The sequence below is a fragment of the Shewanella sp. N2AIL genome, assembly GCF_022690845.1.
Lineage (GTDB): Bacteria > Pseudomonadota > Gammaproteobacteria > Enterobacterales > Shewanellaceae > Shewanella > Shewanella baltica.
Genome location: NZ_JALBYT010000001.1, coordinates 45,723 through 58,513, shown reverse-complemented (window position 1 = coordinate 58,513; position 12,791 = coordinate 45,723). Strand labels below are relative to the sequence as shown.

At 46.9% G+C, this 12,791-nt stretch carries 14 protein-coding genes; 1 reads left to right on the top strand and 13 read right to left on the bottom strand.

Annotated features, from left to right (window positions below; genetic code table 11):
- Nucleotides 1-115: 115 nt before the first annotated feature.
- From MO387_RS00280 to rpoE, 4 genes are read right to left on the bottom strand one after another with little or no spacing between them, the layout of a single operon-like run.
- On the bottom strand, nucleotides 116-574 hold the full coding sequence (locus MO387_RS00280) for a SoxR reducing system RseC family protein (protein ID WP_107946835.1): 459 nt from the start codon (nucleotides 572-574) through the stop codon (nucleotides 116-118).
- 10 nt (nucleotides 575-584) lie between these two features.
- Entirely contained in the window at nucleotides 585-1,517 is a 933-nt protein-coding gene (locus tag MO387_RS00275) for a MucB/RseB C-terminal domain-containing protein (RefSeq protein WP_107946834.1), read from the bottom strand.
- Nucleotides 1,518-1,529: 12 nt separating this feature from the next.
- Nucleotides 1,530-2,144: an RseA family anti-sigma factor gene (locus MO387_RS00270; protein WP_107946833.1), complete on the bottom strand. Its 615-nt coding sequence runs from the start codon at nucleotides 2,142-2,144 to the stop codon at nucleotides 1,530-1,532.
- Between the two features lie 41 nt (nucleotides 2,145-2,185).
- Nucleotides 2,186-2,764 (bottom strand): RNA polymerase sigma factor RpoE, encoded by a 579-nt coding sequence (gene rpoE / locus MO387_RS00265; RefSeq protein WP_107946832.1) that lies wholly within the window; start codon nucleotides 2,762-2,764, stop codon nucleotides 2,186-2,188.
- Between the two features lie 190 nt (nucleotides 2,765-2,954).
- On the opposite strand from rpoE, the gene nadB reads away from it, so the two are divergent.
- Nucleotides 2,955-4,568 carry an L-aspartate oxidase gene (gene nadB, locus MO387_RS00260; RefSeq protein ID WP_107946831.1) on the top strand — a complete coding sequence of 538 codons (1,614 nt, stop codon included), beginning with the start codon at nucleotides 2,955-2,957 and terminating at the stop codon, nucleotides 4,566-4,568.
- A gap of 68 nt (nucleotides 4,569-4,636) precedes the next feature.
- Here nadB and MO387_RS00255 read toward each other — a convergent pair whose 3' ends face one another.
- From MO387_RS00255 to ptsP, 9 genes are all read right to left on the bottom strand, one after another.
- Nucleotides 4,637-5,077 (bottom strand): protein YgfX, encoded by a 441-nt coding sequence (locus MO387_RS00255; RefSeq protein ID WP_107946830.1) that lies wholly within the window; start codon nucleotides 5,075-5,077, stop codon nucleotides 4,637-4,639.
- Nucleotides 5,058-5,306 (bottom strand): succinate dehydrogenase assembly factor 2, encoded by a 249-nt coding sequence (locus tag MO387_RS00250; RefSeq protein ID WP_006080770.1) that lies wholly within the window; start codon nucleotides 5,304-5,306, stop codon nucleotides 5,058-5,060. Before MO387_RS00250 ends, MO387_RS00255 begins: the two co-directional genes overlap by 20 nt.
- A gap of 85 nt (nucleotides 5,307-5,391) precedes the next feature.
- Nucleotides 5,392-6,300 (bottom strand): transcriptional activator NhaR, encoded by a 909-nt coding sequence (gene nhaR, locus MO387_RS00245; protein ID WP_063884532.1) that lies wholly within the window; start codon nucleotides 6,298-6,300, stop codon nucleotides 5,392-5,394.
- Between the two features lie 72 nt (nucleotides 6,301-6,372).
- Nucleotides 6,373-6,759: a hypothetical protein gene (locus MO387_RS00240; protein WP_063884531.1), complete on the bottom strand. Its 387-nt coding sequence runs from the start codon at nucleotides 6,757-6,759 to the stop codon at nucleotides 6,373-6,375.
- Nucleotides 6,760-6,761: 2 nt separating this feature from the next.
- Nucleotides 6,762-7,931 (bottom strand): Na+/H+ antiporter NhaA, encoded by a 1,170-nt coding sequence (gene nhaA, locus MO387_RS00235; protein ID WP_006080767.1) that lies wholly within the window; start codon nucleotides 7,929-7,931, stop codon nucleotides 6,762-6,764.
- A 117-nt stretch (nucleotides 7,932-8,048) separates the two neighbouring features.
- Nucleotides 8,049-8,843, bottom strand: coding sequence for a thymidylate synthase (thyA, locus tag MO387_RS00230; RefSeq protein WP_107946829.1), 795 nt, complete (start codon nucleotides 8,841-8,843; stop codon nucleotides 8,049-8,051).
- A complete protein-coding gene (gene lgt / locus MO387_RS00225) occupies nucleotides 8,840-9,649 on the bottom strand; it encodes a prolipoprotein diacylglyceryl transferase (RefSeq protein ID WP_107946828.1) in 810 nt (269 codons plus the stop codon). The genes thyA and lgt overlap by 4 nt, the downstream gene beginning before the upstream one ends.
- A gap of 42 nt (nucleotides 9,650-9,691) precedes the next feature.
- Nucleotides 9,692-10,492, bottom strand: a complete 801-nt coding sequence (locus MO387_RS00220) for a sulfite exporter TauE/SafE family protein (protein WP_012588262.1) — start codon at nucleotides 10,490-10,492, stop codon at nucleotides 9,692-9,694.
- Nucleotides 10,493-10,551: 59 nt separating this feature from the next.
- Nucleotides 10,552-12,786, bottom strand: coding sequence for a phosphoenolpyruvate--protein phosphotransferase (ptsP, locus tag MO387_RS00215; protein WP_107946827.1), 2,235 nt, complete (start codon nucleotides 12,784-12,786; stop codon nucleotides 10,552-10,554).
- Nucleotides 12,787-12,791 lie beyond the last annotated feature (5 nt).

Here is a 12,791-nt window from a genome sequence, read left to right as displayed (position 1 = left end):
TTTCAATACCAATCACATTCACTCCTACTTAGGACAGACCGATAAAACAACGCCCAAAACCGCAGTTAGCTGTTATTTGATAAAAAATAACATATTGAAATTATTGAGCTAATTCTTATAAATTGATGCTCATGCCCAAATAGGCCAAAATCACAGGTTGAGCATCAACTTCTAAGCGTTTGGCCTGTTGCTTACCAAAAGACCACGCAAGCAAGGCACCAACGGCCGCAAAGCCCATGGCACCTAGGTTAGGATTAAACTCAAGCAACTGGCCTAAAAATTGTCCTAACGCCGCGCCAACAAACAAACCAAACAGCGGCATTAAATAGATTAATGCCGCGGCTTTGAGGATTACGCTCTCGGGAAGTCCTAATTTGAGTAACTCACCTGCCTCGCAGCGGCGCTCACTCTGAATCGAAAATTGCTGGGTTTTCGAGGAAAAAGCCTGAGCCACAGCAGAGGTCCCGCAAGACTCACTGTTACTGCAGCTCTTGCAGGTACTCTTAAGTTCGACTTCAACCGTCAACCAGCCTTGGCTATCACTGGCGACGACTCTGGCAATTTCTTCCATCATAATCGGCGTCCTACTCTAGCGTCAGACTTTTAGCAATGCGTGTTAGGGTTTGTGTCGGCACTTTACCCACTGCAACCACTTCGGCATTACCGACTTTTTCTGAAACTAGCGACAAGCCGTTACGAGTAATTAATTCTTCGGGCAATGGACTCGCCCCAGCTCGCGCAACATAAACTGAAATATTTGCCAGTCCATCGGTCAGTGCTATGTATTCCACCGCCTCATGGCTGCCAATCAATCTATGGTGATCACGCACTACCACAGTAAAACCTGCAGGTAACCAAGCAAATTGCCAGTTTTGACCGTCTTGGCGCTCGGCTTGATCGATAACTGCCGGCCATTCTTGCTTATAGGCTTCTTGCAAGATAGCTGGCGGCTCGCTGAATTCGATGAGTTCAATCACCATGATCTGCTCAAGCAATTGCTTATCTTGAGTCAGCATGTCGTATCGCAGCGGCAGATAAGTTTCCATATCGAGCCAAATTTGAAAGCCATAACGGAATTCATCATTGGGCAACAGGCGGATCATTTGCCCCGGACGACCAGCAATACGGGTGCGACCACCAAGCACAAACTGATAACCCACTTCTAAATCCGCCATATTGGCAGAAAAAGCGGCAGGCCAAACACCTTGGATATGATTAGAAACAATACTGTATGCAGGTTCGTCGTGCTCAATAAAAGTGACACGATTGCCGACACGCACAGCATTTTTAGGTGGACCGTTAAGGTATTCTAGAAAGGCAACTTCTTGATTATTCACCTTACCGTGCAGGTAAACCAAAGGCCGAATATGATCGGCCTGAAGTTGAATAATCGATGCTTTAAACTCTTTCTCTCGTAAGGCCTGACTCATTTTCTCGAGCCAGACTTTGGCAGGCATATCTTCCTGCGCCATCGCAGGGAAGACCAAGGCTAATAAAGCCAACAGGATTAGACGCAAGCTAACTCCTCGTTATTGATTGACCGGAACGGGTACGACCTCGGTATTGTCCTCTACAACCGCACCGGTATTCAATCGTTGTTGCAACATATGATCTTGGATATAAGTATTAATTCGGCGACGCTGCTCGTTCACCTGATCATTGGTATAACCTTGATTCTGTTGAACTGGACCCGTTTGTAGACTCACAGGTGATGCGCTACCAATTAGCGGTCTGGTAATCAATACGGGCGATGGTGACGCAGCATCATCGGCGCTCTGATTGTAATTCTGCACACCGACAATCGCAAACATGGCAACTGTCGCAGCAATAGCATATTGACCAAATTGCTTAAACAAAGGTACGACGCGGCTTTGCTGCGCATTGGCGGCAATTTGCGGCGTAACAGGTGACGCCTGATGCTTAGGTGCAACTATCGCAGGCTCAAGCTCAATAGCGGCAGCAATGCTAGCAGAGAGATCTAACACAATATTCTGTGGCAATTCGCCACGCATGGCATCGCCTATCATATGATAGTTATGCCATTTATCATGTGAATGTGTATCAGCAGATAACTCCGCCATGGTCTGCGCATCAGTCTCTCCATCGACTGCGGCAGATACCCATTCTTGACCTAATTTATCCATTTTTCACCTGTCTAAATATAAGGGTTTCTTAAAATAAGAATTTAGGCTTCCAGCAACGGCTGGAGCTTTTTATCGATTGCTTCTCGAGCTCGGAAGATACGCGATCTTACGGTCCCTACGGGGCAATCCATGACTATGGCGATATCTTCGTAACTCATACCATCGAGTTCACGCAACGAGATAGCCATTCGTAATTCTTCAGGCAGTGTCTCTAAGGTATCGAAAATCACTTTTTTGATTTCATCCGATAACAATAGCCTTTCTGGGGAGGCGAACTCCTTCAGCGCATCACTACCTTCATAATATTCGGCATCTTCTGCATCAACATCATTAGCGGGCGTTCTGCGCCCCTGTGATACGAGATAATTCTTCGCAGTGTTTACTGCGATGCGGTACAACCAAGTATAAAATGCACTTTCACCGCGAAAGTTTGGCAAAGCTCGATAAGCTTTGATAAACGCTTCCTGTGCGACATCGGCAACGTCCGCTTGGTTCCGTACATAACGGGATATCAAGCTAATGACTTTACTTTGATATTTAAGCACTAACAGGTTAAAAGCGTTTTTATCACCTTGTTGTACGCGCTCAACTAATTGTTGATCACTTAATTGTCCACTCATCCGAGCCGACTTCTCCTAAATCTAAAATGCTGATTTCTCAGTCGCTCGAATCATATTCACTTATGTAGACTCGCGTACTTTGAAAAAGTTCTAAAAAATATACAAAAAAAGTAAGGTTAAAAGGAAAGTACCCATAATCCGTGAGTTGGTTTACCATAGTTGGCACTCTTTAGTCACATCATGATACCCGATGAAACAAGTAGTTGAACACCAATCTGACATATTAGTCATAGGTAGCGGTGCCGCAGGTCTGACACTAGCTTTGCATCTTGCTGAAAAAGCAAAAGTAATTCTGCTTTCAAAAGGCCCACTCTCGGAAGGGTCGACTTACTACGCCCAAGGCGGTATCGCGTCCGTCTTCGACGAAAGTGACACTATCGAATCCCATGTTGCAGACACATTAATCGCAGGTGCGGGTTTATGCGACAAAGACGTCGTCACTTTTACCGCTGAAAATGCTAAGAGTGCGATGCAATGGCTTATCGAATGTGGCGTTGCCTTCGATAAAGAAGAAACCACTGACGGTAATGCAAAAGACGCACCTTACCATTTAACCCGTGAAGGCGGCCATAGCCACAGACGTATTCTGCACGCTGCCGATGCCACAGGCAAAGAAGTGCAAACCACCTTACAGGAACGCGCACTCGCCCACCCCAATATTCAAGTTTTAGAACGCTATAACGCCATCGACCTCATCACCACCCGTAAGTTAAATCGCCCAGGTAATCGTGTGTTAGGCGCTTATGTGTGGAATCGCAACGAAGAACACGTCGAAACCGTTAAGGCCAAGTTTGTTGCGTTAGCGACCGGTGGTAGCTCTAAGGTTTATCAATATACTTCAAACCCCGATGTTGCTAGCGGCGATGGTATTGCAATGGCATGGCGTGCAGGTTGCCGCGTGGCGAATATGGAGTTCAACCAATTCCATCCGACATGTTTGTACCATGCCGATGCGCGCAACTTCTTACTCACCGAAGCCCTGCGTGGTGAAGGTGCTTATCTGCGTCGTCCAGACGGCAGCCGTTTTATGCCGGACTTTGATGAACGCGCTGAACTCGCACCCCGTGATATCGTTGCCCGCGCCATCGACTATGAGATGAAACGACTCGGTGCCGATTGCGTGTATCTGGATATCAGCCATAAAGATGCTGACTTTGTTATGAAGCATTTCCCGACCATCTATAGCCGTTGCTTAGAGCTGGGAATTGATATCACTAAAGATGCAATCCCTGTGGTCCCTGCCGCGCACTATACCTGTGGTGGTGTGATGACTGATATGCACGGTCAAACTGATCTCAATGGCCTCTATGCCATTGGCGAAGTGGCCTATACGGGCTTACATGGCGCGAATCGTCTGGCGAGTAACTCGCTACTCGAATGTTTAGTGTTTGCCCGTGCGGCGTCACAGGATATAGAGAGCCAGCTGTATAAAATTCAAATGCCGGGACAAATTCCCGCATGGGATGAAAGCAAAGTCTCTAACTCGGACGAAGAAGTGGTCATCGCCCATAACTGGCACGAACTGCGGTTATTCATGTGGGACTACGTCGGGATTGTGCGCTCGGATAAACGTCTGGAGCGTGCACTGCGCCGCTGCCTGATGTTACAGCAAGAAATTCAGGAATATTACAGTAACTTCAGAGTCAGCAATAACTTGCTCGAATTACGTAACTTAGTGCAAGTGGCCGAGTTGATTATTCGCTGTGCCATGGAACGTAAAGAAAGCCGTGGTCTGCATTTTAATATTGACCATCCAGAGAAATTAGACGCGCCGCGCCCGACTATATTACTACCAGAAAAGTAACCGCTTAAGTTCTTATGTGCTTAGGCTCTTATATACTTAAGTTCTTATGTGACTTAATGATAAACAGACTAAATCTCAGTATGAGGTTTAGTCTGTTGTATTTTAGCCCGCAGCAACAGCCGACATAAATGCCGATAGTCAGTATCGTCTAGCATATCCGCCCAAACCATCAAGAGCCGCAACTGAGTATCCACTTTGATATACATCAAGCAAACAAAGGGGGTCACCCAAGTTCGCTTTAATACCTGAAAGTGCTCCCCCGTTGACAAACGTCCCTCGCCTTTATCACTAAGCACAAAATCTAAACGCCAATGCTGCAGTCGCCACAACTGTGATAGCAAGAAAATACAAACTAGCAGGATAAACAGATATTTAAGCAGGGATAAGACGAGATTGTCGCTTTGAGGCCAGAGCAAAAATGAGCTAGAACAGACACAAATAAAAACGACCAACGAGAGTCGTTGGTCGAAGGAGGCTTTTACACTGAAACTATGGTGCCGGTCTTCCACGGACTTTCACTACCATGCGCGCAAGCTCAGCATCAGGGCACACTTCATGGCCCATAAACCAAGCAAACAATTCGGGATCTTCACATTCCAACAAACGGATAAACACGGTTTTATCTTCATCGGACATTTCTTGATAGAAATTTTCAACAAAAGGTTGAAACAAAACGTCTAATTCCAGCATCCCGCGGCGACATGCCCAGCGAACCCTTGCGATGTTCATTAATTCCAAGGTATTTCTCCCAACACAGATTTGGCATTAGTCTATCAGTTCAGTGACTAAAGTGTCGATTAACCCTTCACATTGGCTCACAAAATTAGCATTGTTTTACTTGCATATCGCGTCCCGCAAAGAGATCGCTGAAATCTGTATCTAACAAGCGCTTTACCGCAGGATGTTGGATCATACGTTCGGCAAACATCACATGGTATTCCTCTTTCACATCCGTGGTTTCACCGAGCAAATTCATCCCATGGGAAATCACTTCTTGGCGATAAATCGACGGCGTGACAAAAATCCCCCGTTTAAGGTAACCAAAGGCCTTCATCATCGCCGCATCGTCGAACTCACCCAAGATACTGACTTTAAGATTTTGTTCGTCAAACCAGCGATATAACTGCTGTCCAAGTGAGGTTCTGCGGCCGGGGATTAATAGCTGGCCTTGCTCTAAACAGGCGGGGAAATCAGCACTATAAGTATCAGCGGAGAAAAAACTCACACCACACTCACCCAACTTTTTAGATAAGATTTCGGGATACTTCAGTGATTCACCGGCGCAATCGGAGAGGATCATATCCAGTTTATGCTCACGCAAACGCGCCATCAGGCTTTCGTGGGTCGCCTCATAACAAGCTAAATGCATAGAACTGTCATTGGGGACGACGGATAACAAGACACGGCTAACTAAGGCTTTAGACAAGGCATCAGCAATGCCCACTTCAAAAAGCATGGCATCATCTTTTTGATAGTTAAGTAAATCGAGCATTTCATAGCTAAGACTAAACATCTTATCTGCGTAGCGAAATACCAACTCACCTAACTCAGTGGCTTCCAGTGTCCGCCCTACTCGCTTGAATAAACTGCCATTCAACCTGTCTTCTAGGGCACGAATTTGCCCCGTTATCGTTTGCGGCGTTAAACAGAGGGCTTCGGCAGCCTTAGCAACCGAGCCCTTTTTCTTAATCATCCAAAAATAATACAGGTGGTTGTAATTCAAGTGCAGCATGCTCATCCGTTGTGAATCGTCCCTCATACGCCCAAGGCGCAGAGGGATTAAAACCTATTGTTATAAATCAGTTTATTGCAAACGCTGGCAATCAAGCAAGTTAGTGACTATGCCTTGTAATTGCTCCAAATCAGTCGCATTACCCAGACTTACCGCTTCAGTGACACCTGACACTAAAACATGACGTTCAGGGATACGTTCAGCGCAATAGGTCCGATTCGCCTCTTGGAAACGTTTACCGCCGCGATATTTAAGCGCCCTTGATTCATAACCATTGGTTTCTAATCTCGCCCCTAAGGAATCAGATTTAAACATCAGAGCGCCATCGACTATCCCTTCAAGATAGCTTTGGCAAGTCTTCGAGTTCGCATCCTGATTACAGGCCGATATTTGCGATGCCGTCGCGGTTGTCGATAGACATAAGAGTGTTGCCATTCCCATTAATTTCAAATTTATCATAGTTATACTCCTTTATTAGGTAACACTTTTGATAACCAGAAATACCCGACTAATGCCGCCATAATCGAACCGATTAAGGTTCCTAGGCGCGCTAAGTCACCGTACATAGGGTCTGCATGTTCAAAGGCTAACGACGCAATAAACATAGACATAGTAAAACCAATGCCGCACATGGCCGCGACTGGGGCAATTTGCTTCCAACCTACGCCATCGGGTAACTGAGCCAATTTAAGTTTCACCGCAATATAGCTAAACACCATTACACCAATGGGCTTGCCTAACATCAGGCCCAGTGCAATACCGACAGGTACCGGAGAAATTAACGTCTCCAAATTCATATTGCCGACATAAACACCCGCATTGGCGAAAGCGAACACTGGCAGAATGAAGAAGGTGCTCCAAGGGTGCAAACTGTGCTCTAAGCCTTCCGAGGGTGAGCTGCCATCCTTTGCCCGTAATGGAATGCAGAAAGCGATGATGACGCCAGCCAGAGTCGCATGCACTCCAGACTTAAGTACGGCGACCCAAAGGATTAATCCTAAGATGCCATAGGGTAAAAGTGAGGTGACCCCTTTGCGGTTTAACCCAACTAGTCCCGCAATCGCTAAACTGGCAATCACTAAACTGATGGTTGATAGGTCGGTGCTGTAGAACAGCGCGATAATCACTATGACGCCTAAGTCATCGATAATCGCTAAAGCAAGTAAGAAGACTTTCAGTGAAACGGGAACGCGGCTCCCAAGCAGCGCCATAATACCTAAAGCAAACGCAATATCCGTCGCGGCAGGAATCGCCCAGCCCGCTTGTGTGACCGGATCGCCATAGTTAAACAGTAAGTACACCCCAGCAGGGACTAACATGCCGCCAATGGCCGCAAAGGTAGGCAGAGAGGCTTGAGCGACACTCGATAAGGCGCCTTCGAGTAACTCACGTTTAACTTCTAAACCAATAAGCAAAAAGAATACGGCCATCAGGCCATCGTTGATCCACAGAATTAACGGCTTATGAATATCGAGCTCGCCAATTTTAACTTGTACGTCAGTGCCTAAAAAGCCTTGATAAAGTCCAGATAAAGGGGAATTGGCCATCAGCATAGCTAAGGCAACAGCAACCAATAATAGGATACCGCCAGCCGATTCTTGGCTCAGAAAATTCCTAATTGCTTTTTCCATCGTGCACTCCTAAAAATCATAATGAATTGAGTGTAGACGAATTGTAACAACAAATATAATCGTAAGTTTCGACCTAACACCTCGGCTATTCCGAGGTATTGGTCGAAAAAATGCATGTTACACGGCGACAGGTGCTTTGATATGGGGATGTGGAGCGTAGTTTGTTAGCTCGAAATCGTCGAATTGATAATCAAAAATTGATTCAGGTTTACGTAAAATCGTCATGGTTGGCAATGGCATTGGCTCACGACTTAACTGCAATGCCGTTTGTTCCATATGGTTTGAATATAAATGGGTATCACCACCCGTCCACACGAAATCACCTAAGGCCAAGTCACATTGCTGGGCCACCATCATAGTTAACAAAGCATAACTGGCGATGTTAAATGGCAAACCTAGAAACACATCACAGCTGCGCTGATAAAGCTGACAAGATAATTTGCCATCAGCCACATAGAACTGGAAAAACGCATGGCACGGCGCCAAGGCCATTTTATCCAGCTCGCCCACGTTCCACGCAGAAACGATAAGGCGGCGAGAATCAGGCTGAGATTTTATCAGGGCAATCACTTGTGAAATCTGATCGATAGAATCGCCACTCTGGGTTGGCCAGCTACGCCACTGGGCACCATAAACCGGCCCTAAATCGCCATTTTCATCGGCCCATTCATCCCAAATACTGACCTTGTTTTCACGTAAATAGGCAACGTTAGTTTCACCCTTCAGGAACCACAGCAATTCGTGGATGATAGAGCGCATGTGGCATTTCTTGGTGCTTACCAAAGGAAAACCTTTGCTCAAATCGAAGCGCATTTGATAGCCAAATACTGAGCGAGTCCCCGTACCTGTGCGATCCGATTTATCCACACCTTCGGCTAAGATGTGCTTCATTAAGTCTAAATACTGTTTCATTGCTGCTTACCTTGCTTACGAAAAATCAAGTACAAACCGATTAACACCATAGGGATAGACAGTATCTGCCCCATAGTCATCAATCCCCAGTAGAGTCCCAACTGTGCATCGGGTTGTCTCACCGTTTCAACCATAATACGGAAAATACCGTAACCGACTAAGAACATACCAGAGACGGCACCGACTTTATCGGTACGTTTACTAAACCAGTAAAGCAATAGGAATAGCGCCACACCTTCAAGTGCAAATTGGTACAACTGGGAAGGATGACGCGGTTCGGGTCCTCCTGTTGGAAACACCATGCCCCATGGCACGTCTGTGGTTCTGCCCCAGAGTTCACCATTAATAAAGTTACCAATACGCCCTGCGCCTAAACCGATAGGCACCACAGGTGCCACCATATCGGCGACCGCAAAGAAGGTGCGCTTTTGTTTCCAGGCGATATAAATCATCGCCGTAATTACGCCCATCAAACCGCCGTGGAAGGACATGCCGCCTTCGGAGATTTTAAACAAATACATAGGGCTGGCGAGGAAATAATCGAAATGATAAAAAAGCACATAACCGACACGCCCGCCCAATATCACCCCAAGAAAACCATAAAAGAGTAAATCTGAAACTTGCTCCCGCGACCATACTCCCTTTGAGCGGTCGGCTTGTCGATTGAGCAACCACATTGCCGCGACAAATCCGACTAAATACGTAAAACCATACCAACGCAGCGCAGGTTCAAAGGTTTGTCCAAACAGATTAAACGGTCCAAATGATACGATCACGGGATCGATATTGGGGAAACTCAACGCCATAACACATCCATTAGCAGCCTCAAACAGAGGTAAACATAAAAACTAGGTCAGAATTAACTTAAGGCCGACACACAGAAGTAACAGTGCAAATATCTTTTTAAGTACCGATGTTGGCCAAGTGCTCGCCGCTTTAACACCCACAGGCGCCATCAAGACAGATGTGATCACTAAACCAAACAAGGCGGGTAAATAGATAAAACCTAAGGTGCCGTAGGGCAACTCGGGCGCATTAAAGCCCGCGATGATATAACCTAAACTGCCCGAGAGGGAGATCAACAAACCCGTCGCCGCCGAAAACCCAACGGCGTAACGCATCTGCAGACCAAAGAAGGTTAAAAACGGCACTAACAATACCCCGCCGCCGATGCCCATCAGTCCTGCGACCATCGCAACTAACGCGGCCACAACAAATAATATCGGCGCGCTGGGTAGCTCACGATTCGATTCAGCTTTAAAGGGATACGCCATCTGAATCGACATCAACACCACAAATATCGCAAAGCCCTGCTGCAAAGCGGCAGCGGAGATACGTTCGGCAATAAAACCTGAGGTTAATGCTCCAAGAATAATCCCAGGCAACATCGTCTTAAATAAATCCCAAGGAATATTTCCACGCTTATGGTGCGCTCGCGTCGATGAGATAGAAGTGAGAATAATGGCCGCCAGCGAAGTGGCAATCGCAATATGGGGTAACTGAGCAGAACTAATACCGACCGAGGGCAGAATATAGAGCAGTGCAGGCACTACAATCAAGCCGCCACCGATACCTAATAACCCTGCCATAAAGCCGACAAATGCGCCTAATGCTAAGCAAATAAAAAACACCGACAACAAACTATCCACACGAGTACCTACAGCGTGATAAATTGAGGGCCTTAGCTTAAAGCAAAAGACGACATTAGTTAATTAAGAATTGTTGAGAGACCTTGCAGGTTCAAATATTCTTTAACCAGCTCGCGCACTTGGAAGCCATTTGATAGGCTCAAGGCTTTAGCGAGCAATTGATCTAAATCGGCCCGTGCGACACGGCGCAATAGATAATTGATCCGCGCTAAACTGCCCTGATTCATACTCAATTGATCGTATCCCATGGCCACCAACAAAATGGCGCCCATAGGCTCGCCCGCTAACTCGCCACAAATACTGATATCGAGCTTATGATATCGACAATCTAAGTGAGCCTGATGCAAAGCCCGCAGTATCCCAGGATGATAACTGTCAAATAACGAGCTCACCCGCGGATTATTACGGTCAACCGCAAGCAAATACTGGGTTAAGTCATTACTACCAACGGAGACAAAATCCACCCGTTTTGCCACATCATCCAATTGATACAACATCGCCGGCACTTCGAGCATAATGCCGATGCGTGGCATCTCTATGTTGCTGTTTACATCGTTTTTAAGTTCAACATAGGCTTGCTGCAGATATTCTAAGGATTGATCGATTTCATCTAAGTTACTGACCATGGGCAGTAAAATACTTAATTGCTTACCATCGCCACCTGCCTGCAACATGGCCCGTAACTGCACCAAAAATAGCTCAGGATGATCCAGCGACAAACGGATCCCGCGCCAACCGAGGAAAGGATTATCTTCTTTAATTGGGAAATACGGCAAAGGTTTATCACCACCAACATCCAAAGTGCGCATCACCACAGGTCGACCAGACGCCGCCGACAAGACCTGTTGATACACTTTCACTTGCTCAGATTCACTTGGGAAACGTTGTTGCAGCATAAAAGGGATTTCGGTGCGATACAGCCCAATACCGTCGGCACCTTCGGCAATTTCAGAAGCCACGCCGCTGAGTAATCCCGCATTTAAATACAAACGAATACGTGAGCCGTCGAGGGTAACAGAAGGCAGTGCTAATTCTTGAGCATACTGGCGTTGCAGCGCTTTTTGCGCCGAAATTAAGCTGCGATACTCACCAACAATCGCAGGGGAAGGCGACACCAATAGCTGGCCACGGCTCGCGTTCACCACTAAAAGCTTCTGGTCAATATTGGCGGATAACAGTTGTTCTACACCGGTAATGGCCGGCACACCTAAGGCGCGGGCTAAAATAGCGGCATGGGAGTTTACGCCGCCAAGCTCAGTGACAATCCCCGCAAGTTTCTGCCTTGGGAACTCAGCCAGCATAGTCGCATCGGCTTCGCGGGTAATTAAAATTACAGGTTTATCGGGTTCAAGCTCTAAACGCTCTGGCTCAATCAGCTGGCGCAATACTTTTTGGCCTAAGTCGCGGATATCGCTTGCCCGCTCCTTAAGATAAGGATCTTCCATCGCCAAAAATTGCTGAATATAACGCAAGGACACTCGGCTTACCGCCGATTCAGCAGCCCAACCTAATTGCACCTCGCGGGCATACTCTCCGCCTAAACTGGCATCATCAAGTAATAGCTGTAATGCATTGAAAATAGAGACGACTTCGTCATCTTGCTCGCGATCAAACCGCTGAGATAAAGCGCCAATCGCTTCTTTACAACGCACCATAGCCGTCGTTAAGCGGCTGGACTCATAGGTAATGTCGTCAGAGCGCACGTCGGGCTGCTCAAGGGGGATTTCTCCACCGAGCACAAAGGCATACGCAATGGCGATACCGTTTGACGCCGACGTACCTTGAAATAGAATTTGTTGATGATGGGAACTGACTTGGGCTTTTTGTTTTAAGCCGCGCACCGCCATTGCTAACTGGGCGGCGAGCGTCATCAGGAAGGCTTCTTCACCTTCACTGAATTGGCGCGCACTCGCCTGCTGAACCACTATCACCCCGACCACGGCTTTCTGGTAGATGATAGGTACGGCTAGAAAGGCGCGGTATTCTTCTTCGGCGACTTCAGGGAAAAGTTTGAATCGAGGATGAAGCCGTGCATCCGCTAAGTTAACCGCCTCTTCTCGCTGGGCAGCGAGTCCCACTAAACCTTCGGTCAGTGGCATACGCACCCGACCAACGGCGCTTTTTTCAAGACCGTCGGTTGCAGATAACACCAGCTCTTGCTCTTCTAGGATATAGATGGAGCAACATTGGGTTTCCATCGCCGCTTTAGTCGATGAGACTAAGACTTCTAATGCGGTTTCCAAACTGTGGGCAGATGCCACAGCCTGAGTAATATCCCTAAGCGTATTTAACACTGTTT